This is a genomic window from Pseudoalteromonas 'SMAR' (assembly GCF_048515945.1).
Lineage (GTDB): Bacteria > Pseudomonadota > Gammaproteobacteria > Enterobacterales > Alteromonadaceae > Pseudoalteromonas.
In genome coordinates, this window is the sequence record NZ_JBLWMW010000023.1 from 45701 (window position 1) to 72488 (window position 26788).

Below are 26788 nucleotides of genomic sequence, written 5' to 3' on the forward strand. Positions count from 1 at the left end.
CAACGGGCAATAGATTTGATAATGAAGCGCAAGTAGCCAGTGTTGCGCTCGGTGCTAAAATTGATACTCAGTACATTAGCCGCGCGGTGCTCACTACGGCGGTGAGTCAGCGTGAGCCAGAAAATGTACTTAAAGATATTGTTGCCAGCAATGATTTCAGTGACAAGTTGATGTTTTTTACCGAGGTACGCAACCTTGATGGTCAAAGTATCTCACATTTATGGTTCCACCAAGATCAACTGATGGCAGAAGTTGAGTTGGCCATTAGAGCCAATCGCTATCGCACCTATTCCAGCAAAAATATTATGCCTAGCCAAACCGGAGACTGGCGTGTTGAAGTGGTTACAGGCTCAGGCAAGTTATTGGCACAAAAAGTATTTCGTGTAGTGGATGGCACGCGTTAGGTTTTCACCAGATAAATGAATTTCAATTTTGCTCCAAAGAGCAAGCATCACTGTCACAGCAGTGAATAAGAAGGCAGAACATGACAGAACAACACAGTGTATTACGTATCGCAACAAGAAAGAGCGCATTGGCTTTATGGCAAGCGGAGTTTGTTAAGGCGGAGCTGGAAAAGCATCATGCCAATCTAACCGTTGAGTTAGTGCCAATGTCCACTAAGGGCGATAAAATCTTAGATACACCTTTGGCCAAGGTCGGAGGCAAAGGGCTCTTTGTTAAGGAACTGGAGCAGGCGATGATGGATGGCCGTGCTGATGTTGCTGTGCACTCAATGAAAGACGTCCCGGTGGATTTCCCTGAGGGCTTGGAACTGCACACCATATGTCAGCGTGAAGATCCTCGAGATGCGTTTGTTTCTAACCGTTTCAGTAACTTATCTGAGTTACCTGAGGGAGCTGTGGTTGGCACTTCGAGCTTGCGTCGACAATGCCAGATCCGCGCGGCACGACCGGATCTGATCATCAAAGACCTGCGTGGTAACGTCAATACCCGCCTGGCGAAATTGGATGCTGGTGAGTACGATGCCATTATTCTGGCTGCGGCTGGATTAATCCGACTGGAAATGGCCGAACGTATTGCCAGCTACATTGAAGCGTCTGAATCATTGCCAGCGAATGGTCAAGGCGCTGTTGGTATCGAGTGCCGCAGTGATGATGCCAAAACCAAAGCCCTTCTTGCCCCCTTAGAGCATTCAGAAACACGTATTAGAGTATTGGCCGAACGTGCCATGAACCGACGTTTAGAAGGGGGTTGCCAAGTCCCTATTGGTGCCTATGCTGAAATACAAGGTGAACAAATCCATTTGCGTGGTTTAGTGGGCGCGGTAGATGGCAGTGAGATCCTCCGTGCAGAACAAACCGCCAGCGTAAATGATGCCGAGCAGCTAGGGGTTGAATTAGCGGAGTCGCTGCTGGCTCAAGGTGCGGATAAAATTCTCGCCGAAGTATATAAGGACGCTTAAATGAACGTTGCGCTAACTCGACCGGTGGGTAAATCAGAGCCTTTATCTGAGCTGCTGACCGCGCAAGGGATTGGATCTGTTATTTGCCCTGTGTTACAGCTGGATGCGGTGAGTGTCTCCGACACCGCCAGTGCCATGGTTGCTGAGGCTGAGTTAGCCATTTTTGTGTCTCCTGATGCCGTCGGTTTTTTTCATAGCCTAGATATTGCTTTGCCTAGCCATTGCCAAGTACTGGCTGTAGGCCAGGGCACAGCCAAAGCACTGCAAGATAAACTAGCGGTTAAAGCCAAATATCCCCAGCAAGCGGATTCTGAAGGGTTGCTTGCACTCCCTGAGCTGGCTCAAGTTGAGGGTAAGCGGGTACTGCTAGTTAAAGGCAAAGGTGGACGAACACTCATTGCCAACACCTTAAAATCTCGTGGTGCCATTCTCGATAATCTTGTGGTTTACCAAAGAACCCCAATCAAAGCCAACTCGGACAGCTGGTTAGACCACTGGCGAAGCCAACAGATTACAGGTATAGTCATTACTAGTAATACGGCAGCTGATGCGATATTTAATGTGCAAGACACAGTCTGCAAAGACTGGTTACAGGGCAATACCTTTTTTGTCGTAAGCCAACGTACCGCAGACTATCTGCAACACACTTATCACATCATCCCGTCGCATATTGTGGTTTGTCCTGGTCCAGATAACCAGGCCATAGCGGCGACAATCGCCGATCACACCAAACAGCAAGGGAGTAAAATGACGCAGTCTGAATCGCAACAAAACAACGCCAAAAAGGATGCAGAACCGAGTGCAGCAGTAACACCCGCTGCAACTCAGGCGCTAAAACCGGGTATCAGTAAACTGGCGTTATTGGCTTTAGTGGTGGCATTAGGCAGTAGTGCCGGCGTGGGTTATCTCTATTTACAGCAGCAACAGCAGTTACAACAAACGCAAATGGCCAATCAAACCATTGCAGCTGAAAATACCTTACTACAGAGCCAGCTCAGTGACACCAAATCACAACTGCAGCGTTTGGATAATGCCTTTGCTGGTGTGCAGCAGCACGTCAAAGAGCAGCTAGCGCAACAGCAATTGCAAGTGGATGAGCAGCTGTCACAGACACTAGCACAGGCAAAACAACAGGTCAGTGGCGCGTTGGCGGCAGAGGTGTTGTACTTGCAAAGGCTTGCCGCTTTCAAGGTCGCTGCAGAGCAGGACTATCTTGGCGCCGTGGCCGTGTTAACACGACTGGATGAGATTTTGGCTGCCGAGTCGAACAGCAGTACCGTCAGAAAGGCTATTGCTGCAGACATTGCAAAACTAGAGGCGTTGCCAAAACCACAGACTGAGGCGCTCTACTATCAGCTACACGGGATGCTAGAACAGGTCGACACCTTAGCAGTAAAAAGCCAGTCATTACCACAGCCACAACGCACTGAAGAGTCGCAACTGTCGCAAAATGTGAATGATTGGCAGAGCAACCTTAAGCGCTCTTGGCAACAGCTGGTGGATGACTTTATTACCGTTCGCCGCCACGACGAGGTGGTCATCGACCCATTGCTCGATAAAAATGAAAAGTTGCTTATTCGTGCCCAGTTGCGAGCTTATCTAACCCAAGCGCAAACCGCGGTGGTAGAACAGCAAGCCAGTATTTTCTTTGCCGCGCTGAGCGGGGCCAAACAAGCTATCACTCGCTATTTTGACAGTGACGATGCCAATACAGTTGCCATGTTGCAAACCTTGAAAGAACTGAGTCGTAGTGAAATTCAAAGCCGCACTGACATTACCTTGAGCACGCCGAAGGCGTTACAGGGGTGGTTACAATGATAGCGAACGTGGTGACCTTTCTACTGATCCTAGTGGCACTGGCAGCAGGGCACTTACTAATTGATGAGAAAGGCTATGTGCTAATAGCGTTTGATAACACGACCATTGAAGGCACCATAGTGTCTTTCAGTATCTTAGCGCTACTGGCTGTTTTTGGTTTGTTGCTGCTGGTAAAAGTGCTGCGCTTTGGCTGGCATAGTGTCATGAAAACTCAAGGGCATTTTTCTCGTAAGCGCCGTCTAAAAGCCGAGCAAGCGTGGCAAGAAAGCCTTTGGTTGCTTATTAATGACGACATTGAACAGGCTGCAAGCCTACTTAAAAGCGTGCCTCAACCTGCAGAGCGACAAGACTTTGTGCAGGCTATTGCGGCGCGTGCGGCACTGCAATCAGGCGATGTGGTGAGCGCTAATACCGAGCTTGAAGCCATAAGTGAGCAGCATCAAGGCCAGCTCGCGAGCTTATGGCTTGCGGCCAATAACAACGAACAAGCCTTAGCCCTTTTACAGCAAAAAGTCACAGTGAAAAAGCCTAGCACTGCTGCAATTTCAAGCTACATCAAGGCTTGCATTGCAGCCCAGCAGGGGCAAGAGGCAATCAGTACCATCGCTCAGTGGCATAAAAAGCTGCGCTGGGAAAGTCAGCAATGGCAAAGTATGTTTGAGCAAATCTTTAGCCAAGCACCAGAGCAAGCGGATGAACTGTTCGCTATGTTACCAAAAGCATTACAGGCGAAAGCCACTACCGCCCTATATCAGGTGAAATTACAGCAAGGTGACATCGCGCAGTTGACGGGGACCTTGAAAAAGCTGTTAAAACAAGGGCAATACCATCAATTAAGCAGCTTATTAAGCCACACTACCGCCGCAGACCCTAGCTTGAAAACGGCCATTCAACAGCAGCTTAAGAAGACCCCGGAGGATCAAGAGTTACTGTTTGCTTTGGCGTGCTTGTGCAATGCCGAGGGCGATTACGAGTTGGCGGCGAAGATCTTTGATAGTCTCAGCGCGCAGCCATGGCAACCGCGCTGGAGTCAACAGGGGCAACTGGCTTATCAGCAAACACAGCAGTTTGAAAAAGCTTATCTAATCGCAAAGTCAGCATGACTGTTACCCTTCAGCACTGGTTAGGTTCAAACTAGCCAGTGTTGCCTCTCTCGTGGTATTGACGACAACAGTTCCCGACCTTGGTCAAGGCGCTGATTAAGCGAACTGATATGAACTATAATTGCAGCTAGACATATGTCCTTGATCTTCTCTTTAGGGGGCGTATGATCCTAAAAATTTTAACTGCAAATCGGGTACGCTATGATCAACAACACACTTCCATTATTAGATTTACATCGTCACTTAGATGGTAACGTTCGTGCGTCAACGATTCTTGAGTTGGGTCGACAGTTTAATATGGCGCTTCCTGCGAGCGATATTGAAGGGCTACGTCCACATGTTCAAGTGATTGATAATGCGCCTAACCTGATGGCATTTTTAGAAAAGCTTGATTGGGGCGTTAAGGTACTGGGGGATTACGATGCTTGTCGTCGAATTGCAGTTGAAAATGTCGCAGATGCCGTTGCGCAAGGCATTGACTACACCGAATTAAGGTTTAGCCCATATTACATGGCACAAAGCCATAACCTTCATCCTGAAGGCGTTGTTGAGGCCGTAGTGGATGGCGTGAAAAGCGCAGTTGCCGAGCAAGACATTCAGGTCAATCTGATTGGTATTCTATCGCGTACTTATGGGGTGGATAAGTGTCAGTATGAGCTTGATGCGCTGCTAGCCCACCGTAACCATCTAGTGGCCGTGGACTTAGCCGGTGATGAATTTAACTTCCCTGGCGAGCTGTTTGTTGAGCACTTTAAACAAGTTCGTGACGCCTACCTTGGCGTCACCGTGCACGCCGGTGAAGCTCGGGATGCCCAAAGTGTCTGGCAAGCGATCCAAGAGTTAGGTGCAACGCGCATTGGCCATGGTGTCAAAGCCATTGAAGATCCTCAGTTAATGGACTACTTGCGTGATAACCGCATTGGTATCGAGTCGTGCTTAACGAGCAATATCCTTACCAGTACGGTTGCCGAGCTCCACAATCACCCGCTGAAGCAGTTTTTGCAGCATGGTGTCCTAGCTACTATCAACACCGATGATCCTGCTGTACAAGGGATTGAACTGGATAATGAGTATAACCATGCTGCAGCCATCGCTGGACTGGATAATAATCTTATTCATCAGGCGCAAGCTAACGCCGTAGAGATTGCCTTTCTGAGCGACTCAGAAAAAGCCGCGCTGTTGGCAAAAAAATAATAGCTAGTGCTCGCCCAAGGCGTTAGTAATGAAGTTGTGCTGGGTTATCCGGCACAACTTAAATAGCTTTTGGTTAACGCCGCAACCACCTGTGAGCGCGTCACAATTCCCACCACTTTTTGCTCAGCTACCACAGGGTAGACTTTAGGGCTATTGGCCTGCATTTGGGTGGCCAAATCAACCACAGTGGTTTGCAAAGACACTTGCAGTGCTGGGGTGGCTAGCAATTCACTGAGGTGGTTTTTACCATCGCAGAAGTAGCTTGAGTCGAGTAGGGGTTTAAGTAATTGCTGTTCAGAAATAAAGCCCACAAGCCGTCGCGCCTCATCCACCACCGGAGCACCAATTAAGTGATGCTTTTGCAGTTGCTCAATGGCGTCAGTGAGCTCTGTTTCTGGTGTCAGGATAGGGTAGTCTGGCGACATAATGTCGCGAATAAAGAGTTGGCTCATTGCTGGTACTCCTAATGTGGTCGCGTTTAGCCAATTAGCTAACGCCTTGATTGTGAATTATCTAACTAGTAACCAGCGTATAGGGAATACATTTATCGGTAAAATGACTTGTTTTGATTGGTGTGTTCTGTTTTTTGGAAGGGTGTATGATACACCCTTGCGCTCAGCTATATATACTGTTGAGTTCCAGTGAAATAATTAGTACTAGGCTCTATTTTTAATACAGGTTGATATTTTGTTAGCGAATTCTTGTATCTTTAGCTCAGCATCTGAGGTTTCACCATCTTTCCTTTTGTTGACACTGGTCCAGCCAATCGAATCAAAGTACTGTTGCAACGAATTAAAACGAATAGTTAAATCATTCTCTTTAACTTTGATTGACATAGTCGTTTTCAGTGGAGTCTGGGAAAAGCCTGAAAGCATATAGCTAGTTTCAAAAGCAACAGCTAACCGACCAGATTCTTTATCTTGATAATCAAAAAACTCTCCATTAGTTGAAGGTGCAGTAATATTTTCCAAAGAACAATCTACTGCTGCAAAATATAAATCATTCTTACTAGCATCAACTGAGTACTTATAAGGCATAAGTGTAACCGGCTCATTAGTTACGCTTGAGCAGCCTGTTATTGCTAAAATTAATGTTATTGCTGAAATCTTTTTTATCATTTTTTCGTCCTATAACTTTTTGCGATTATAAGCTATTTCGTTTTAATAGCTTTTCATGGCACATGGGATTTTTCTGAGTTAATTTTTATCCTAATTCTTACAAATTAAGCTCAAGTAGTGCCCTTATTATTACTGCATTATTTTTTGATATTTATTAACTACCATAAAACTCCTTTTTGATAATGAAGTCATGAAACTTTTTAGTTAACGGTCATTTAATATTAAACTGCTCAGTAAGCTATGAGCAATGAGTTAACCCTGATTTAAGCTATACGTTATTGGTAAGAGGATTATTATCATCTAACTTCTGTAATAATACGATTAAACGTTATTACTTTAATTTGTACTAACGATGCCTTGAGAGTTTATGAACTTTTTTGGAAGTGAAAGCTATGCCAAATAAATGCTTGTTGCTATCATACTTCTGAAAAGCGATATTCCTAAACCAGAAAGTTTAGGTTTTTCCACTTTTTCTTCCAAGAATGCTTTAACGATAATATGGTAGTTATTAGAGAGAATCTTTGTATCGTATGTAGAGTCTTGAATTAGATGTGCTTCGGAAATGTCCGTTGCATCATATCTTTTACCAGAGCTATTTGTAGAGTAAAAAGTGGGCACTATAAATAAGATTAATATAAAAATTAATAAGCCTTTAATCATGTTACCTCCATTTAAAAGTTAGCTTAGATCCTTTTGTTATTATTTCTAAAACCTCAACAAGTAGTATAATTATCAAACAACTGTTGTCAATCTTATTTGCCAATGTACAGACTTTTCTATCGAAGTGTACTTTTTGGAAGGGTGTATGATACACCCTTGCGCTCAGTGTTGTTGTGATGCCGCCAGTCACATGGCCTTATTTGATAAAAGCAAAGGCGTCTGCAAACATGTATTCACGCTCGGCACCGTGATTGATAAAGTCATCGCGAACAATGCCAATCATATCAAAGCGTCCCGCCATATAGATGCTGTAAGGCTCCAGTGAAACAATGTCTTTCATCACCGCTTGGTGGACAAAGCCACTGTGACCGTGCCAAGACTCACTTGGGTGCTCGACCACAGGGATAAATTCGAAGTGTTTATTGGCTGCAGCCCATGCTTCCATTTCTGCTTTAGCGTAAAGAGCTGACTCTTCTTTTACGCCCCAATAAAACAATACAGGTTGGTCGTAGTTAATTTCAGCAAGGTAATCGGCCATTGATTTAACGTAAGAGAAGCCGGTACCGCCCGCCAGTAAAACCAGAGGACGAGCCTGCTCAGGGCGCAACTGGGAAACCCCCAGGCCTACTTCAACAGCGACCGACTGCTTTTGGTCATAGGCTGCACGAAGGTGATCCAGTGACTGCATAGCATAGGAGTCGGCACCCGAAGCACCAATGTGCAGCTCGAGGTAGTCGCTCTTCGATGGACTGTTGGCGATTGAAAACGCCCGCTTGTCTTTTTCGCCGAGTACCAGTTGCAGATAATGTCCTGCCGCAAACGTCACTGGTTCTGCCGGTTTTAATATGACTTTATGAACAAACTCTGTGAGAGGCGTAATTGATTCTACCTCTGCTTTTAATACTTGCATGTCTTACCTTTATTAAGCACTGGCCAAAGAGTGGGCACTCTAACATAGCTATAGCAACAATGTTAGTTATCATGGTGTGCCCCAGCTTGACCTTATTAATCCATTTTTAATTGCAGATGCATCATGCCTTTATTTTGACATGATCCCCAAGCTATCCCAAATTTCGTCTACACGCTGTTTAACGTCTTCAGCCATCACAATCGGTTCCCCCCACTCACGGTCGGTTTCACCAGGCCATTTATTGGTGGCATCCATCCCCATCTTCGAGCCTAGCCCGGATACTGGCGAGGCAAAATCGAGATAATCGATGGGGGTATTTTCCACCAAGGTGGTATCGCGAGCAGGATCCATACGGGTGGTGATAGCCCAGATCACATCATTCCAATCACGGGCATTGACGTCATCATCACAGACAATGACAAACTTGGTATACATAAACTGCCGTAAGAATGACCACACTCCCATCATCACGCGCTTAGCATGACCGGGATATTGTTTTTTCATGGTCACTACCGCCATCCGATATGAACAGCCTTCAGGAGGCAGATAAAAATCAACAATCTCTGGAAACTGCTTTTGCAGTATAGGCACAAAGACTTCATTGAGCGCGACACCTAGAATAGCTGGCTCATCAGGCGGCCGACCAGTGTAGGTGCTGTGATAGATAGGTTGCTCACGATGGGTTATGTGGGTCACCGTCATCACTGGGAAGTCATCGACTTCGTTGTAGTAACCCGTGTGGTCGCCATAAGGACCTTCAGGTGCGACTTCGCCGGGCTGAATATACCCTTCTAGCACGATTTCAGCGCTGGCAGGAACTTGTAAGTCGTTGGAGACGGACTTAACGACATGAGTTTTACTGCCGCGGAGCAAGCCGGCAAAGGCATACTCACTTAAGGTGTCGGGGACTGGTGTCACGGCTCCGAGGATGGTTGCTGGATCGGCGCCTAACGCCACAGAAACCGGGTAAGGCTTATCTGGGTTTTCTTTACACCACTCTTGAAAGTCTAAAGCGCCACCTCGGTGTGACAACCAGCGCATAATGATCTTGTTTTTACCCAATAGCTGTTGGCGATAAATGCCCAGATTTTGGCGCTTTTTATAGGGACCTTTGGTCACGGTCAGTCCCCAAGTAATGAGCGGTGCCGCATCACCGGGCCAGCAATGTTGTATGGGTAACTTGGTCAGATCCACTTGCTCGCCGCTGAGCACCACTTCTTGGCAAGGGGCCTTTTTGACTTCTTTTGCTGGCATATTCAGCACTTGCTTAAATACTGGCAATTGGCCTAATGCTTCTTTGAGTCCCTTAGGTGGTTCCGGCTCTTTTAAAAACGCCAGTAACTTCCCCACTTCTCTAAGTTCGCTGACGTCATTTTGCCCCATACCCATTGCCACTCGTTTCGGGGTGCCAAATAAGTTGGCAAGCACTGGGATGTCATATCCCTCTGGGTTTTCAAACAGGATAGCTGGGCCGCCGGCTCTAAGGGTTCTATCGGCAATTTCGGTCATTTCTAATTTTGTTGAAATGGCTTGTTTTACGCGAACAAGTTCACCTTGCTTTTCTAATTGCGTAATAAAATCTCGCAGGTCTTTGTATTTCATTGGCGCTTCTGAAATTGGGTTTGGGTTAGTATATCAAGACGATATATTTTTCCTAGGTATACGTCGGCAAGCCAGAATGCGATTAAGGCAAGTTGGTAACATTAGGCTACACTTTGCTGTGCGATGAACTTGTCACCGCACTCGGTGGCGTGTATAAATTGTTATAAAAAAGTGAGCGCAAAGTGTTGTTTTGATATGAGACAAGCTTGTAATGGCTAATGGTTTTGCATCAAAACCCATTAAGTTATAGTCGCCACGCTTTGAGATTCACTGTCCTTGGGGGGCTGCATTGAAGTTGATGTATAAACTGGTGTCGGCGTTATTGTCATTGTGCAGCGCCATGGTCGCTGCTACAGAGCTTCCTAATTACGTGTTTTCAGACCACAGCGCAGTGATGCTAGTAATTGACCCAAATTCGGGAAAAATTATAGATGCAAATGCCGCTGCTGCAGAGTTTTATGGCTACAGTGAGTCTCAGCTGGAAACCATGAGTATCCAAGATATTAACACCTTCACTCCTGAACAAGTGGCCAATGAACGCCAAGCGGCACTGAATGAAGGAAGGAATTATTTTATTTTTCAACACCGTCTCGCCAGTGGAGACATCAAGACGGTGAATGTTCACTCCTCTCCGTTTGAAGATAAAAGTGGTCAGACGCGGCTGTTGTCCATAGTGCAAGATTTAAGTAAGCAACGAGCGCTGCAGCAAGAGCTTTGGCATTATCAAGCGAACCTAGAACAGCAGGTGATGGTACAAACCGAAGAGATCAAACAAGCCAATATGGTCAAGGTGATCTTACTTATTACCGTGATCGTGGTCTTGGTGGTATCTCTGGTCATTCTCGTTGTTACTTTATTACGATTGAAACGTTCTAACCAGCGCGTTCAAGCGCAAGGGGCTCGGCTCGAGGCTATTTTTCACAGTATAAATGCTTACTTGGTGTTTACTGATGAAAGCCATTGCATCAACAGTGTTAACCAAGCGGCGATTAACGACTTTGGCAATATAAGCGAGTTAAAGTCACAGTCTATCTATGCTTTATTTAACGTGCTGGATGCCGAACAGCTGCTCGAAGCCGGCGAAGTTGAGAGCCAGTTGCATCAGCGCTTTGGTCACCGTGATGTTCGAGTCTCTTGTACCCCAGTTGTCAGTGACAGTGAGCAACAGCTCGGGTTTATTTACGTTATTCAAGATATAACTGATGAGCTAGAATTCGAGCGTGAGCAGCGTCTGGCCAGCACTGTGTTTGCAACGACCACCGAAGGGGTGCTGGTTGCCGACAAACACAACAATATCCAAATGGTGAACCGAGCCTTTAGTGAGATCACCGGGTATGGCGCTCATGAAGTGATTGGCAAAACGCCGTCGATACTAAACTCCGGCCGTCATGATAGCGCTTTTTTCCAGCAAATGTACGAGGACCTTTATAACCAAGGCCACTGGGAAGGTGAAATTTGGAATCAGCGTAAAAATGGCGAGGTGTATCCGAGTTGGTTGCAGGTGTCTGCGGTGTTTAATGAAAGCCGCGAAATCGATATGTACGTTGCGCTATTTAGTGATATCACCTCACGCAAGCGTAATGAGCAACTGATGTGGCAGCAGGCCAATTTCGATAGTCTCACTGGGCTGGCAAATCGCCACCATTACCACATCAAGTTTGATATGGCACTGAAGCGCGCTGCACAGCTCGAAGAGCGTATTGCGGTGTGCTTTATTGATCTTGACCGTTTCAAAGCAGTAAACGACACCCTTGGACATCACATTGGTGATTTGCTGTTAAAAGAGGCGGCTAGCCGTATTCAAGACTGTGTGCGCAGCTCCGATACCGTAGCTCGGCTCGGCGGTGATGAGTTTGCCTTGTTATTGCAAGATATTGAAAGCTTCTCTGATATTGAGAGTGTGGCGGCAAAAGTACTGCGCGCACTGGCCAATCCTTTTCATTTAGAAGGTCACGAGGCCTACGTATCAGGGAGCATGGGGATCACCTTATACCCAGACGACGGCAAAGACCGTAAGGTGCTATTACGCAATGCCGATAGTGCCATGTACAAAGCAAAAGAGCATGGCCGTGATTGTTATCAGTTTTACACTTCAGCCATGCACCAGCATGCCCAAGCGCGCAGTGTATTAGAAGGTGCGCTGCACAAGGCTTTGTCTAATCGCGAGTTATCTTTGGTGTATCAACCTATATTTGGCCAACGCGGTGAGGGCGGCTTGAAAGGCTGTGAGGTGTTACTACGCTGGCGCAGCGAATTACTCGGCTTTGTGTCACCGGATGAGTTCATTCCTGTGGCTGAGGAGCTGGGGTTAATTATGCCTATTGGCGAGTGGGTATTGTATCACGCGTGTTCACAAGCAAAAGCATGGCAGGACAACTATGGCGAACAGTTTTTTATTGCCGTAAATGTGTCCAGTGTGCAATTCAAACGCCAAGACATGGTTGAGATCGTGAAAAAAGTACTGCGGGATACCAAGCTGGCGCCACACTGCCTAACGCTAGAAATTACCGAGTCGGTGCTGGTGGAAAACTCAGACAAAATTCTTGAGCAGCTGATTGCCCTTAGGGCACTGGGCATTGAATTGGCCATTGATGACTTTGGCACTGGGTATTCTTCGTTAAGTTATCTGAAGCGCTTTCCACTCTCAAAGCTGAAAATTGACCGCTCTTTTATCAATGACTTACCAGAGGATGAAGAAGACAAAGCACTTGTCAGTGCCATCATTCTGATGGCCCATAAGCTCAACTTAAAAGTGATTGCTGAAGGGGTAGAAGCGGTTGAGCAATGTGTTTTCTTACGTGAACTAGGCTGCGATTTCACCCAAGGATATTTTCACTCAAAGCCAATTAGTGACAGCGAGTTTGAGCATCATATTTTAGACGCTCAGTTTGAGCGGATCAGCTAACCCCTAATTACACTGCTGCGTTTTACATAGCTCGCTGAGGGCGGCCTTGGCCTTAGGATTGTCTTGAGCGGCTGAGCGTTTAAGCCACTTTATTGCAGCGGCAAGGTTTTGTTCACCGCCTTCACCGTCACGTAGCATGGTAGCGTAGTTATATTGCGCCCAAGCGTGACCCGTTTTTGCGGCGCTGGCAAACATATCCCGTGCGGTGACAAAATCACCCTGTGAGTAGGCGTAAATGGCCTCTTGGTTTTGCCGTTGAATGTTGGGACCATGGTATTGAATTTCAGGCTCTTTAAAGCGCTGCCGCACAACGCCGCCAAGGGCATGGGTTCCCACGGGACGGTGTACTTCTAAGATCACCTCATCATTCAGTAGGCTGGTTAACTGCTGACGTGGTAATGTTTTCGGTTGCCGCTTGAAGTAGTTATCGGTCATTAACATACTGACGCGAATGTCCATGGTGATTTTGCGCATGCTACTGTAGGTATACGCGCTCTCTTTGGCTTCAATTTGCTGATCTTCAACCGCTGTAATTTGCAATACTCGCAATTGCGTTTGATATTGCTTGTCACTGAGTTTACCCACGTCATAGATAATCAAGTCGTCTACTTCAGGGGCGTTCAGCAGGGTCTGGTACTTAGCTTGCGTGGCTTGGTGCTGCAAGTAAAAATAGCTAGTGATGAGCAGGGCGACCAGTAGTATGAGGTAGGGTTTAAATCGGGCGATAAAATTAAAGACCCAGTCGTAACCATTAATCAGTATTGATGCTACTTGCATAGTGTCTTCCTAGACGAGAAATTAAGTGAGTTTAGAAGGAGTTAACTCAGAGTAGAGCAGTGCAAGAAGAGGGACAAGCTCAATTGCCCCTCTGTTTTGTAACAAACTATTTGCCAGACATTTTTTGCTTGGCATCGGCCGCCATCAAAGCAAATACCGCATAGGCCGCAGTATTTTGTTTCAGCTTTTCTGGGTCAACCTTGTCTAAGGTGTCGTCGGCAGTATGGTGGTAATCAAAGTAGTCGGTACCATCTTGATGTAAGGCAAAAATAGGTGCTGAAGTAGCGTTTTTCAGTGGAATAAGGTCCGGTCCACCATGGGCGGCGTTTTTGCCAATATACTTTACTCCAAGTGGTTCGAGCTGCTTAGCGATGGCTCTGACGACAGGTAAAGAGTGAGCATCAACATTCGATTCAAAGGCATAAACAACATCGGCACCAAAGTCCGATTCTGCAGCAGCGACAATGTTATCAAGCTCATCTTGGTGTTGTTTAAAGTAGGCTTTTGCGCCCCATAGACCTAGTTCTTCAGCTGCGAACAGCACCACACGAATACTGCGCTTGGGACGTTTTACATCGGCAATGTGTTTCGCTGCGGCCATCGTTAATGCCACACCTGCGCCGTCATCCAGTGCCCCTGTGCCGAGATCCCATGAGTCTAAGTGACCACCGATTAACACGTATTGCTGTGGTAATTCGCTGCCGGTGATTTCACCAATCACATTGTAGCTGGTGCCTTCACCGAGATCTTCGGTTTCAATGTTCATTTGTACTTTGACGCGATGACCGCCATTGATCAGGCGCTCCAGTTGATCGGCATCGGGGTTGGCGACTGCCGTAGCTGGGATCTTCTTGACTCCGGCTTGGTAATGACTACCACCGGTATGGGCAAAGCGGTGATCACTGGTGCTGACAGAGCGCATCATGTAAGCAATAGCGCCTTTCTTGGCCGCTTCTACCGCGCCAACGCCGCGTGCTTTCACTGCAGGTCCGTAGCCGTTACCATCAATATCGCGATTCATGCGATAGTTAATAAAGGCGATTTTGCCGTTGAGGCTGTCGCTGGGTGCCGCAATTAATTCATCTAAGGTTTCAAACAGCACGACTTCAGCACTGAGACCTTGTTCTGGCGTGCTGACACTATTGCCAAGCGCGGTCAGATGGAGCGGCTGTTCACTGGGAGTAAGGATAGTGGCGGATTCATGATAGCGGCGCCAATGAGGAAAGGTGGCTTCTTCTACCCACACTTTGTCAAACCCTAAGCGTTCAAACTGTGCTTGCGCCCACGCGACCGCTTTTTTGTCGTTTTCTGAGCCGGGTAACCGAGGACCAATTTCGGTGGTTAACTCGCTGAGCAGCTGCCAGCTAAGTGAGCTCTGTTGGGCCGCTTGTCGTACTTGAGCAACCTGTTCTAATTGCTTGGCGGTAAATTCTTCAGCCACAGCTTGGCCAAATCCAGCGGCAAATAATGCCATCGCAATGACAGAGGTAAACTTCATAATGTTCCTTGGTTTGGGTGTAAATTGCCGATATTAAAACATAAATCACCGGGTATGTCTGAGCTATACGATAATACCCTAGTGGTGAACAATAGAGGGTTAGCTGTTCTGAGGATTTATGATTAAAATGGAGGCCTAGAAAACAGTTAGGAAATCACAGTGGCAATATCTTCTTTTTCTCAATTGGCGTTGCGCCCAGAGTTACTGCAGCGACTTGCTGATTTAAACTATGTACTGCCGACAGCAGTGCAAGCAATCAGCCTACAGCCAGCACTGGCAGGTGAAGACTTAGTGGTAAAAGGGAAAACGGGCTCGGGAAAAACCTTAGCTTTTACCCTGGCACTGCTGAATAAGCTGCGCTGTGATGCTACTCATGTGCAGGCACTGGTATTATGCCCAACCAGAGAGTTGGCCGAGCAAGTCAGTGTGGAAATAAAGCAAGTGGCGGCGCTGATTGCCAACGTACGCGTGTTAACCTTGTGTGGTGGTATGCCAATTGGTGCCCAAGTGAGTGCCTTAAAACAAGGCGCGCATATTGTTGTCGGGACTCCAGGGCGTGTTGAGGAGCATCTGCTCAATGGTGCGTTGATGCTTAGTGAAGTGGATACTCTGGTGTTAGACGAAGCCGATCAAATGTTAGACATGGGCTTTATGGAAACCTTAGATAGCATTTTGGTGTACTTGCCACCAAATCGTCAGAACCTGATGTTTAGCGCCACTTATCCTGAAAAAATTATGCAGGCTGCTAAACACTTTATGGCGTCTCCGCAATTGCTGGAGGCCAATGAGCAGCCAAGCCACAGTAATATTAAGCAAATTTTTTATAAGCTCGATAACAACAAGATGCGCTTGAATGCCCTGCGAGTGCTGCTGGCCCAGCATCAACCACAATCGTGTATTGTGTTCTGTAACACCAAAGTGGAAACCAAACGGTTATTTTCAGAGCTGCAGCAAACCGGCCTCGCCTGTGTTGAATTGCATGGCGATTTAGACCAAGGTGAGCGCGAATGGTCACTGTTATCGTTTGCCAATAAAAGTGCCAACATCTTAGTCGCCACCGATGTCGCTGCCCGAGGTCTTGACGTTGAAGCCGTAGACTTAGTCGTTAGCTATCATCTGGCGTTAGAGCCGCAAACCCATGTTCATCGTATTGGCCGTACAGGGCGAGGGGAGCATAAAGGGCTGGCTGTGTCTTTATTCGGTGAAAAAGAAATGTTCAAAGTTGAACAGTTACAAAGCCTATTTCAGCACCCGCTAGAGCAAGGTAAGCTACCCAGTCATACGCTGTTAGATAGGCCAGCTTATAAGCCAAATATGGTGACCCTAATGATCGCCGGAGGCAAGCAACAAAAGTTGCGTAAGGGCGATATCGTTGGCTGCTTAACTGGGGAAGAGGGGATCAGTGTTAAACAAATTGGCAAGATCAACATCTACGATGTGCAGACTTTTGTGGCGGTAAAACGTGAAGCAGTCAAGCCAGCCTTACGGAAATTAAACCAGAGCCGAATTAAGAACAAGCGCTTTAAAGCAATGCGAGCTTAAGCGCTTCATACTCATCTTGTAACTCTTTGAAGCGTTCTTCATCCCCCGCTTTGTCGGGGTGGTGTGCCAGAGCAAGTCGGCGCCAATATTTGCTCAGCGTAGCCCGATCGTAGTGCTCTGGAAGCCCCCACCTTTGTGCAATGGCGCCAATGTCGATATTTTTTGCTGACACCAAAGGCTGTTGTTGGCCAAATCGGCGCCAAAAGCTATCTAAGAGGTCGGCGACGTCAGCGCTACTGGTTTCGTAGTTTTGCCAATTGAGATAATACTCTCGTAGTGGGTCTGACTGGCTGATATTCACTTGGCTCGGCTCTTTGTCTAAATAAACATTAAGTGCAGCAACATGCAAATACTGCTGTTGCTCTGCCAGCTCCCCTTGTAGCGTATACAAGGCATTCATGATGAGAAAGTTACGCTTAAATAAGTCTTTATTGGGGTCATCGTCGAGTTGTGGCAGTTGTTGTTGGCGCATGAGTTCAGCGGCAATGGTGTGCACTTTTAATTGCTCAGATTGGCAAATTAGGTTGAAAATAGCGTCTACAAGCGGATTGAACATTGTCGCCCTATGTCTGTTGGTGTATCTTCACAATACCACGTAGGTTAAATGATCGGCAATGGAGAACAGGGATGGGGTTGAAAAGCTGGGGTAGGTTATGGTCTCGCACTGTAATTTACGGGTTATTTGTCTCTAGCGCCTACATTCCCTCATGGACTTACGCCACAGAGCTCGATCTCAGTCAGCTAGAAACATTAGAAAGCTGGCCGCTACAGCAACAAGCGGGCTTGGAGTGGTTGGCCGACAAGCAACTCAGTGCTGAGCAAAGAGCCGAGCTGTTACTCACCCTTAGTCGTTTGCCATATCAACAAAATAACTTCCGCGATGCGCTTAAGTTTCTCAAACTATTAGAGCAGCATACTAGTGCTAATAAGCTTAGTGATAACTATTTCAAGGCATTGAAATTACAAGGGATATGCCATTTTTATTTAGGTCAGTATCAAGATGCCATCGATCTCTATGAGCGTGCCTTAGCGGTTGCACAGCAGCGTCAAAACGCCATTGAAATTGCCAACCTCCGGAGTAATTTGGGCTTGGCCTTTTTCAAAAGCCATACCTTAGACCAAGCTCTGGCGCACTTTCTTGAAGCCGACGCGCTTTACCAACAGTATGGGGATGCGCAAGACCAAGCTGATATTTTACTCAATATTTCTGGTGTGTATATTCGCCAAGCAGCCTATGACAAAGCAGAGGAAATGTTACAAACGGCATTACAGGCGTTTGGCCGCTTAGGGGATGAGTATGGTGAAGCGCTGGCTCAGGCTGACTTGGGAGTGCTGTATACAGAAACCCAACGCCCCGAGCTTGCAAGGGCTTCCTATCAAGCTGCCATCGATTATTACGAACAACAAAATGATATCCGGCATTTATCTTATGAGTATGTCAATTTATCCAAGCTGAGCTACTCGCTTAACGCCTTAGAAGAGGCGGAAAAAGAGGCCAATTTTGCGCTCTATTATGGTGAAAAGGCAAATAATCCAGCCAACTTAATGGAAGCCTATTTTGCCTTAGCTAAAGTGTTATTTGCGCAATCGCGCTTAACCCCTGCCTTGGATTACGCTCAGCAATCACTGGCGTTAAGTCAGCAGCTTGGCGAGCAACGGAAAGAGTCTGCGTCATTACGATTGTTGGCTTTGATTGCAGCCGCAACAGGAGACATCGCGCTATCTAGAGACTATCACCAGCAATATCTTGCTCTGCAAAGGCGGCTCATGAGAGACAGCGTGCAACAGCGCATAAATGATTACCGAGCTAAGTATGAGGCCAGTGAATTAAGCCGGGAAGTGGAGTCGTTGAAGCAAGCGCAAAAGTTACAGAGTTTAAAGGAACAGCAAAAAAGTCAGCTTCTTATGCTCAGTGCCATTATAGGCCTATTAACCTTATTGAGTGGCTTTGCGCTGTATCGCCGTCGGGCTGAGCAACAAGCCAAGCTGGAGTTAACGAAAAAAGTCGCTGAGCGCACAGCACAGTTACAACAAAAAGCGGATGAACTGAAAACCGCAAATAGCGTAAAAAGTCAGTTTTTAGCCAACATGAGTCATGAGATAAGAACGCCTTTGACCACGGTGTTAGGTCATGCTGAAGATCTACTGACAGGGCATACTTTAACTCCCGAGGCCACTCATGCGGTAAAAGTGATGCATGCTCAAGGCTGCCATCTACGTGACTTAGTCAGTGATATTCTTGATCTCAGTAAAATTGAAGCGGAGCGCCTTGAGCTTGAATCCAGTGAGTTTTTGTTAAGCAGTTTATTAGCGGATCTTAGTGATACCTTTCAACAAAGCTGTGAGAATAAGTCACTGGACTTTATCGTGGTCAATCAACTGGACGACAATGCCTGCGTACGCTTGGATTATATTCGAGTAAAGCAAATATTAATTAACTTACTCAGCAATGCCTTGAAGTTCACCGAGACGGGCCGCATTGAGCTTCATCTAACCTCTACTCAGCAGGGGCTAGCGTTTACTGTTATTGATACCGGAATTGGCATGAATGAACAGCAAGTGGCGCGTATTTTTGATAGTTTTCAGCAAGCTGATAACAGTATCACTAGGCGTTTTGGAGGCTCTGGGCTTGGGCTCAGCTTATCCAACAAACTTGCTCAAATGATGGCGGGAGACATTCATGTTACCAGTGCACCAGGCCAAGGAAGCACCTTTACATTTGCGCTCCCTTGCCATGTATACCGTATGACAGAGAGCGACTTCTCGGATCCTACTCCAGGTATAAATGAGCCGCTCAATGGCAGTGTGCTAATTGTCGAAGATCATGTTGAAAATCGTCAGCTGTTTGCGCGTATGGTGGCGAGTTATGGTCCGTCGGTGAGTACGGCTGAAAACGGCAAACAAGCGGTGGAATTATGTTTGAGTCAATTCCCCGACTTGGTGCTGATGGACATCCAAATGCCTGATATGGACGGCTTAGAAGCCTTAAAGATTCTCCGTGCAGCCGGTTATAACCAGCCCATCTACGCTCTCACAGCCAATGTGCTGAGCAATGAAGTGCAGTCATATATAGCCGCTGGCTTTAATGGCCATATTGGTAAACCGTTTACCAAAAAAGAATTGTTGGCTGTGCTTAAGGACAATTTGCAAGTAGCTGAACAGGGAGAGTTAGGAGATATTCAAGTGGATCTGTCCGACCTCAGAGACAGCTTTGCCAGTACCTTTGAGCAAGAGCGTTATTTGGCGATTGATGCATGGCAAAATGAAGATTGGCAAGCACTGCAGGGGCTGTGTCATAAGCTTGCAGGAGCCGCGACCATGTTTGATTTTACTGCGCTGGCAACGGTTGCCAAATCATTTGAACAGGCCCTAGTACAGCAAAATGCAGAGCAATATCAAAGCCTATTTTTGGCGTTATGCGATGAACTTGGCAGCAACTCGGCAACAGCAATAAGCGACTAAAACAGCTCAACCTCATTATTATCGGAGTGCTGCTCGGTATCACCCGGCTCTTCATCCGTCACTAATCGAGCCAGATCTTTTCTAGCTTCGGTATTTAACGGCGTTTCTGTTACTTTAAATAAGGACAACTTCTCTTGAATGCTTTTTGACAGCGCAATAAGATCGCGATTGGACACGGCTTGTATTTTCGTGCTCGATAAGGCATCAGAGTTAAGCACCACCATGGATTCGACACTCTCTTGGGCTTCGTCAGAGGCACGCTTTTGTTCGCCGACCTGCTGGTGGATATTTTGCGACATCTGATTAATCGACAGCATGGCTTTTTCTATTTCATCTACCTCGTTAGTGGATGCTTCACTTAACTTTACCGTGGCATCCGTTTCTTCTAAGGCTGCTTGCATGAGGTCATAAACGGCATCGGTGCCGGATTGAATTTTGGCAATAACCTGGCTTACTTCTTTAGTCGACTGGCTGGTTCTAGCTGCTAGGCTTCTTACTTCGTCGGCAACAACGGCAAAACCGCGGCCAAGTTCACCGGCTCTCGCTGCTTCAATCGCGGCATTAAGGGCCAACAAGTTGGTTTGTTCGGCAATGGCATTAATGACCTCGATGACGGAGCTTATTTCATTGCTATCTGCTTTTAAAGCCTCTATTTGCTCATTAGTCTTTTTGATGTTGTCTGCAAGTGATAGCAAACTCGTCTGACTTTTATTAGTGTCTTGGCGAGTCTGCTGAACGGCATTGGTGGCATCTTCTACCGAGTGATGAATTTGCTCAAGGCTTTCATCCAGTTGTGAGGATATTTCTAGCATGGCGGCGATAGATTGCGCTAAATGTTGGCCATGAGAATGTTGCAATGTTGCCTTTTGCGTCATCGACGCATAGGTGTCTCTGAGGCTGTCTGCCATGGGATAAAGGCGTGTGGATGAGTTATATACTTCGCCTAAAATATGCTCCATCACCGCAAAACAGTCATTGATCACTAGGCAGGAGTGAGGAAGGTTGCGATCTTGCTCATCAAAACGATACGTTAAATCGACTCCTTCTTCACTCACTAGTCGATTGGCAAGCTGCTGAAATTGTTGTTCGGTACTGGCTTTGCGACCAATATAAAAGTAATGAACTGCGCTCGCAGCACAGATTGCCGCAATAATAGCGAACAGTTGCCAACTGGTGTCCGGCACAAGTGTTAATGCTAATGCAGCGGCTACACTATTGAATAGCGCAGTAATAAGAATGAGGCGACGTTGCTTCATGTTGATCCCCATCAACGGTGTTCTAATTTTAAGTTTGCGTTACTTCTGGTCGGGCAGTTTATGGCGCCAGGGTAGTGCGATGCTGAGTCTGCAACATTTTGATCCTGCGAATAAAACAACCAAAAGTATTACCACTAGATAGGTATAGTTCAAAAACGGCTGGAGGGCGAGGTTTATTGGTAATTGCGATAAAAAGAAAAAGCCAGCAGTTGCTGGCTTTTCATCGTAAAGAAGTGTTACTTACGGCGCATTGAGTCAAAGAACTCGTTATTGGTTTTGCTCATTGAAAGCTTATCAATCAAGAATTCCATGGCGTCGATTTCACTCATTTCGTGGACAATCTTTCGTAAGATCCACATTTTTTGTAATTCGTCAGTCTTGGTGAGGAGCTCTTCACGACGAGTACCTGAGCGATTAAAGTCTATGGCTGGGAAGACACGCTTTTCTGCAATCTTACGGTTTAAGTGCAGTTCCATGTTACCTGTGCCTTTAAACTCTTCGTAAATGACTTCATCCATCTTAGAGCCAGTATCGATGAGTGCCGTAGCAATAATGGTTAAGCTGCCGCCTTCTTCAACATTACGCGCAGCACCGAAGAAGCGCTTTGGTTTGTGCAATGCGTTGGCATCAACACCACCGGTTAACACCTTACCAGATGATGGAATAACCGTGTTGTAAGCACGCGCTAGACGAGTGATGGAGTCGAGTAAGATCACCACGTCTTTTTTGTGCTCGACTAAACGTTTGGCTTTTTCAATTACCATTTCCGCAACTTGAACGTGACGGTTGGCCGGCTCATCGAAGGTAGATGCGATCACTTCACCTTGTACCAGGCGCTGCATCTCGGTCACTTCCTCAGGACGTTCATCGATAAGCAATACCATTAGAGTGGCGTCTGGGTTGTTATAGGTAATCGACTGGGCAATGTTTTGTAGTAACATGGTCTTACCCGCCTTCGGTGGTGCAACAATCAGTGCCCGTTGACCTTTACCTATTGGCGATGCGAGATCTAATACTCGCGCTGTGATGTCTTCTGTACTGCCGTTACCGCGCTCCATGACCATGCGTTCATTAGCGTGGATTGGCGTTAAGTTTTCAAATAAGATCTTAGTACGAGAGTTTTCCGGCTTGTCGAAGTTAACTTCATTGACTTTTAATAGCGCGAAATATCGTTCACCATCTTTAGGTGGTCTTATCAAACCACCGATAGTGTCACCGGTACGCAAACTAAAGCGTCTAATTTGGCTCGGAGATACATAAATGTCGTCTGGACCTGCGAGGTAAGATGCTTCTGACGAACGCAAAAAGCCGAAGCCATCTTGAAGAATTTCTAAAACGCCGCCGCCATAAATGTTTTCGCCGCTTTTGGCGTGCGCTTTCAAAATAGCAAAGATTATATCTTGTTTTCTTAAACGAGCTACGTTTTCAAGTCCCATGGACTCAGCAAGTTTTACAAGTTCATTAATTGACTTGTCTTTTAATTCGCGTAAATGCATATTGGTGGGTTCTTTATTACAGTTGTCATTCCCGTTGGTTTCACGAGAGAGGTTGATTTGATAATGCTTATAAAGGTTTGTGGCTTTATAAATTAGCAGCTAGGCGACGGGTCGTCCAGTGTTTATACAAATTTAATTGTATAAAATCTTGACGGGATTTGGCAAGTCGTCGTGGATAGATTTGCACGACGACTATAATGGTATGAATTATAGGTTATTTTCTAGGAACTCAACCAGTTGAGTTTTAGAAAGCGCGCCTACTTTTGTCGCAGCAACTTGGCCGTCTTTAAACAGCAGCAAAGTTGGAATGCCACGAATACCATATTTAGGTGGAGTACCTGCGTTTTGATCAATATTAAGTTTACCAATCGCAACACGGTCACCGTGAGACTCCACTACCTCATCAAGGATCGGCGCAATCATTTTACATGGACCACACCACTCAGCCCAAAAATCGACCAATACAGGTTTGTCAGATTTGATCACATCTGCTTCGAAGCTGTCATCAGTTAGTTGAATAATTTTGTCGCTCATTACGCTCTCCGTTAGAATTAGGCGAAATATTTAGTGCGTATTTAAACACTCTTGTTTCTTATTGCAAGTTTAAACGTTATGCTTTATTGCTATGACTAAGACACATTTGACCAATAAAAAGTTTTCTGACTTTGCTTTAGCACCGGAAGTGGTCGCCGGTTTAGACGAGAATGGCTTTGAATTTTGTACGCCAATCCAAGCAAAGTGCATACCTTATATCTGTGAAGGCCGCGATATAGCTGGCCAAGCGCAAACTGGTACGGGCAAAACCCTCGCGTTTTTGACCGCGACCAGTCATCGCCTAATGCAGACTAAAAAGGAACAAAGTACGCAACCTCGTGCAATCATCATGGCACCGACTCGAGAGTTGGCAATTCAAATTCATAAGGACGCGCAAATTATTGCGCCACATTGTGGTCTTAAGCTCGCCTTAGTATATGGTGGCGAAGATTACGAAAAACAACGGGCGCAATTAGAAAAAGGTGCGGATATTCTAATTGGTACCACCGGGCGACTTATCGACTTCTACAAACAAGGTGCGTATAACCTTAACGATATTGAAGTAGTGGTATTAGATGAAGCAGACCGTATGTTCGATCTTGGCTTTATCAAAGATATTCGCTATTTATTTAATCGCATGCCGGGCCGTGAAGAACGCTTGAATCTGCTGTTTTCTGCAACGCTGTCTTACCGCGTACAGGAATTAGCATTTGAGCACATGACCAACCCGATACACGTGCAAATTGAGCCAGATGTAAAAACGGCTAAGCGCATCCAAGAAGAATTATTTCATCCTTCAGTAGCGGACAAAATTCCTTTATTACTGACGTTAATTGAGGAAGAGTGGCCTGATAAAGCAATCGTGTTTGCCAACACCAAACATAGCTGTGAGAAAGTCTATGAATGGCTTAAGGCCGATGGCCACCGTGTGGGACTACTAACCGGTGATGTTAACCAGAAAAAACGGCAGTCAATTTTGGCGCAGTTTACGCGTGGCGACATAGACTTATTAGTTGCAACAGACGTCGCAGCTCGAGGGTTACATATTCCAGAAGTAAGTCACGTATTTAACTTTGATTTACCGGACGACAGAGAAGATTATGTCCACCGAATTGGTCGTACCGGCCGTGCTGGTGCTTCAGGCCATGCCATTAGTTTCGCGTGTGAGCAATATGCTTATAACCTTCATGAAATAGAAGAGTATATCGAACACAGCATTCCGGTATCTCACTATGATAAGTCGGCACTCTTGACTGACTTAAAAACGCCGCAATTTAACAAACGTCGCAGCTCTGGTCATGGTAATAGTAGACACCGGAGTGGACGTAAAAATAGCGGTGGCTATAGAAAGCCACAGTCAAAATAGACTGGAACTAAAAGTTGTAACGCCCTAGGCGATTTGTTGAGGTTTAAATAGTGGTTAAAACTGCTGTAAAGGAAGATATCTTTGCTGTTATAGACTTAGGGTCAAACAGCTTCCATATGCTTATTGCTAAGCACATGGCTGGAGGTATCCACACCATTGGTCGAGTGAAAAGAAAGGTACGCTTGGCTGCCGGACTCAATGACCAAAATGAGTTGTCTACACAAGCCATGCAACGGGGATGGGAATGCTTAGCACTATTCGCCGAGCGGCTACAAGACATTCCACACGCTAATGTCAGCATCGTTGCCACGGCAACCCTACGCTTAGCAAGTAATGCCAAAGTATTTATTAGTGAAGCGGAAAAAATCCTTAATCACAAAATCAATGTGATCAGTGGCGAGCTGGAAGCGAAGACAATTTATAAAGGGGTGGCCCATACCTCGGCTTGTCAGGGCAAACAGTTGGTAATTGATATTGGTGGTGCGAGTACCGAAGTCGTTATCGGTAAAGGATTTGATGCTTTACTGTATAAGAGCCTCAACATGGGGTGTGTTACTTACTTAGATCGCTACTTTCAAGATGGTAAGTTGAGCGACGCTAATTTTAACGCCGCCATTGCTGCAGCTAAAGCTGTGGTACAACCTATCCAAGACGCTTATCAACAATTGGGCTGGGAAATTGCAATTGGTGCCTCTGGTACGGTGCAAGCGATCCAAGAAATATTTGCCGCAATGGGGGAAAGTGAACAACTGACCCTAGCGAAACTCAATGAAATAAAAACCCAAGCGATAGCGTGTGAAAGCATCACAGCGCTATCCTTACCGGGTCTTATAGAAGAGCGTCGGTTAGTTTTTGTTTCTGGTTTAGCCATTCTCATTGCGCTGTTTGAGTCGTTACATATTACCGCTATGGGGTTGGCTGGAGGCGCGCTACGTGAAGGCGTGCTTTATAGTATGATCCCAGACTTTCAAGCGGTAGATATCTGTCAGCGAACCTTAGATGGATTTATCCAACGTTACCATGTCGATCAAGAGCAAGCGTTACGCGTGTATGAGGTGGTATCAGCTATGCTCTCACAAGTGGCAACAAATTGGTCACTAGACATCTCTAGCTGCAGCCACTTGGTTAAAGCCATTGCCTATTTGCATGAGATAGGCTTGCTGATTGATTATAAGCAATACCATCGCCATAGTGGCTATATCTTAGCTAATACCGCAATGCCTGGTTACAGCCGAGCCGAAAAAGACACTGTTGTTGCGATAGTGAAAAACCATCGTGCTGATCTACTTTCTAAAGATTTCGAAAAGCTAGGCTGCGAAGTTGAAACAGCAAAGTTATTGTGTGTACTGGTGCGGTTAGGCGTTTTGTTATCCATGCGCAGAAAAGACGATGTATTACCAAAGGTAGAACTCATCACTAGCGCTAACACACAGCGTAGCTTAACAATACAAATGCCAACTGCTTGGTTAGCAGCACACCCATTGATGCTAGCTGAGCTTACGCAAGAAGCTGAATATTTAGCTAAGTTTGGCTGGGAACTAAAAATAGAGCACATTTAGGGCTCTATTTTTAGGCTAAATATACAAAAAAGCACCTTTTAGATTGATTTCTGCCCAAACGATCTGTTTTCCTAAGTTTTCTTTAAAAAAGGGGTTGCATCGTTTTCGATTCTCCCTATAATGCGCACCCACTGACACGGCGGAATGCTTACAAACAAGCAATCAAACGAGTCATGTGAGTCAAGTAAAACTGAACTTTGAAACTTACTAAAGAAATTCAAAATAAGTGTTGACAACAAAGTGGGGTTGAGTAAAATGCACAGCCCTCGAGACGCGAAAGTGGCTCGACACGTTCTTTAACAATATGAAGCAATCATCTGTGTGGGCACTCGTACAGATTGAGTTCTAACAGCAGAACTACTTCGTTCTTTTTGAATAAGTAGGGACGCAAACAAATTTAGAGTCTCAATTGAACTGAGTGACCAACGGAAACAAGTTTACTTGTTTCAGCACAGTCAATTCGATATCGACAGATATCAAAATCAGAATTCATTGAGCTGAAGCTTCGGCTTCAAAAAAACTTTTAATTGAAGAGTTTGATCATGGCTCAGATTGAACGCTGGCG

Annotated in this window: 21 protein-coding genes; 10 read left to right on the plus strand and 11 right to left on the minus strand. The window is 46.0% G+C overall.

Features of this window, described 5'->3' with window-relative positions:
• The 5 genes from ACNKW2_RS11190 to add all read left to right on the plus strand — a co-directional run.
• A partial coding sequence (locus tag ACNKW2_RS11190) for a DUF2914 domain-containing protein (protein WP_419148633.1) occupies positions 1–404 on the plus strand: 404 nt, incomplete at its 5' end.
• A gap of 80 nt (positions 405–484) precedes the next feature.
• Positions 485–1423: a hydroxymethylbilane synthase gene (gene hemC, locus ACNKW2_RS11195; protein ID WP_419148634.1), complete on the plus strand. Its 939-nt coding sequence runs from the start codon at positions 485–487 to the stop codon at positions 1421–1423.
• Positions 1424–3241, plus strand: a complete 1818-nt coding sequence (locus ACNKW2_RS11200; protein ID WP_419148635.1) for a uroporphyrinogen-III C-methyltransferase — start codon at positions 1424–1426, stop codon at positions 3239–3241. It abuts the gene before it with no gap.
• Positions 3238–4344 carry a heme biosynthesis HemY N-terminal domain-containing protein gene (locus ACNKW2_RS11205; RefSeq protein ID WP_419148636.1) on the plus strand — a complete coding sequence of 369 codons (1107 nt, stop codon included), beginning with the start codon at positions 3238–3240 and terminating at the stop codon, positions 4342–4344. The genes ACNKW2_RS11200 and ACNKW2_RS11205 overlap by 4 nt, the downstream gene beginning before the upstream one ends.
• Positions 4345–4545: 201 nt before the next feature.
• Complete coding sequence (gene add, locus ACNKW2_RS11210; protein WP_419148637.1) at positions 4546–5538, plus strand: adenosine deaminase; 993 nt, start codon at positions 4546–4548, stop codon at positions 5536–5538.
• A gap of 44 nt (positions 5539–5582) precedes the next feature.
• Here add and ACNKW2_RS11215 read toward each other — a convergent pair whose 3' ends face one another.
• The 5 genes from ACNKW2_RS11215 to ubiD form a co-directional block, all read right to left on the minus strand.
• Entirely contained in the window at positions 5583–5990 is a 408-nt protein-coding gene (locus tag ACNKW2_RS11215; RefSeq protein WP_419148638.1) for a CBS domain-containing protein, read from the minus strand.
• A 204-nt stretch (positions 5991–6194) separates the two neighbouring features.
• Complete coding sequence (locus tag ACNKW2_RS11220; RefSeq protein WP_419148639.1) at positions 6195–6656, minus strand: hypothetical protein; 462 nt, start codon at positions 6654–6656, stop codon at positions 6195–6197.
• 390 nt (positions 6657–7046) lie between these two features.
• The gene (locus tag ACNKW2_RS11225; RefSeq protein WP_419148640.1) at positions 7047–7316 is read right to left on the minus strand and encodes a hypothetical protein; all 270 of its coding nucleotides are present in this window, start codon (positions 7314–7316) and stop codon (positions 7047–7049) included.
• Between the two features lie 196 nt (positions 7317–7512).
• Positions 7513–8226, minus strand: a complete 714-nt coding sequence (gene fre, locus ACNKW2_RS11230; RefSeq protein ID WP_419148641.1) for an NAD(P)H-flavin reductase — start codon at positions 8224–8226, stop codon at positions 7513–7515.
• Positions 8227–8355: 129 nt separating this feature from the next.
• A complete protein-coding gene (gene ubiD / locus ACNKW2_RS11235; RefSeq protein WP_419148642.1) occupies positions 8356–9828 on the minus strand; it encodes a 4-hydroxy-3-polyprenylbenzoate decarboxylase in 1473 nt (490 codons plus the stop codon).
• Between the two features lie 298 nt (positions 9829–10126).
• Between ubiD and ACNKW2_RS11240 the strand changes: the two genes are divergently transcribed.
• Entirely contained in the window at positions 10127–12733 is a 2607-nt protein-coding gene (locus tag ACNKW2_RS11240; RefSeq protein WP_419148651.1) for a sensor domain-containing protein, read from the plus strand.
• Between the two features lie 3 nt (positions 12734–12736).
• On the opposite strand, the gene ACNKW2_RS11245 is transcribed toward ACNKW2_RS11240, so the two are convergent.
• Positions 12737–13510 (minus strand): tetratricopeptide repeat protein, encoded by a 774-nt coding sequence (locus ACNKW2_RS11245; protein ID WP_419148643.1) that lies wholly within the window; start codon positions 13508–13510, stop codon positions 12737–12739.
• Positions 13511–13616: 106 nt separating this feature from the next.
• Positions 13617–14984: a M20/M25/M40 family metallo-hydrolase gene (locus ACNKW2_RS11250; RefSeq protein ID WP_419148652.1), complete on the minus strand. Its 1368-nt coding sequence runs from the start codon at positions 14982–14984 to the stop codon at positions 13617–13619.
• 183 nt (positions 14985–15167) lie between these two features.
• Here ACNKW2_RS11250 and dbpA point away from each other — a divergent pair, with 183 nt between their 5' ends.
• Positions 15168–16550: an ATP-dependent RNA helicase DbpA gene (gene dbpA, locus ACNKW2_RS11255; RefSeq protein WP_419148644.1), complete on the plus strand. Its 1383-nt coding sequence runs from the start codon at positions 15168–15170 to the stop codon at positions 16548–16550.
• Here dbpA and ACNKW2_RS11260 read toward each other — a convergent pair.
• On the minus strand, positions 16531–17106 hold the full coding sequence (locus ACNKW2_RS11260; protein ID WP_419148645.1) for a DNA-J related domain-containing protein: 576 nt from the start codon (positions 17104–17106) through the stop codon (positions 16531–16533). The two genes, dbpA and ACNKW2_RS11260, sit on opposite strands and share 20 nt — an antisense overlap.
• A gap of 71 nt (positions 17107–17177) precedes the next feature.
• Here ACNKW2_RS11260 and ACNKW2_RS11265 point away from each other — a divergent pair, with 71 nt between their 5' ends.
• Complete coding sequence (locus ACNKW2_RS11265) at positions 17178–20012, plus strand: ATP-binding protein (RefSeq protein WP_419148646.1); 2835 nt, start codon at positions 17178–17180, stop codon at positions 20010–20012.
• Here the strand turns inward: ACNKW2_RS11265 and ACNKW2_RS11270 are convergent.
• The 3 genes from ACNKW2_RS11270 to trxA form a co-directional block, all read right to left on the minus strand.
• Complete coding sequence (locus tag ACNKW2_RS11270; RefSeq protein WP_419148647.1) at positions 20009–21268, minus strand: methyl-accepting chemotaxis protein; 1260 nt, start codon at positions 21266–21268, stop codon at positions 20009–20011. The genes ACNKW2_RS11265 and ACNKW2_RS11270 overlap by 4 nt on opposite strands.
• Positions 21269–21504: 236 nt before the next feature.
• Complete coding sequence (gene rho, locus ACNKW2_RS11275; protein ID WP_336568228.1) at positions 21505–22764, minus strand: transcription termination factor Rho; 1260 nt, start codon at positions 22762–22764, stop codon at positions 21505–21507.
• Between the two features lie 207 nt (positions 22765–22971).
• Positions 22972–23298, minus strand: a complete 327-nt coding sequence (gene trxA / locus ACNKW2_RS11280; RefSeq protein WP_419148648.1) for a thioredoxin TrxA — start codon at positions 23296–23298, stop codon at positions 22972–22974.
• A 91-nt stretch (positions 23299–23389) separates the two neighbouring features.
• On the opposite strand from trxA, the gene rhlB reads away from it, so the two are divergent.
• A complete protein-coding gene (gene rhlB / locus ACNKW2_RS11285) occupies positions 23390–24664 on the plus strand; it encodes an ATP-dependent RNA helicase RhlB (RefSeq protein ID WP_419148649.1) in 1275 nt (424 codons plus the stop codon).
• A 50-nt stretch (positions 24665–24714) separates the two neighbouring features.
• Positions 24715–26223, plus strand: a complete 1509-nt coding sequence (gene gppA / locus ACNKW2_RS11290; RefSeq protein WP_419148650.1) for a guanosine-5'-triphosphate,3'-diphosphate diphosphatase — start codon at positions 24715–24717, stop codon at positions 26221–26223.
• Positions 26224–26788 lie beyond the last annotated feature (565 nt).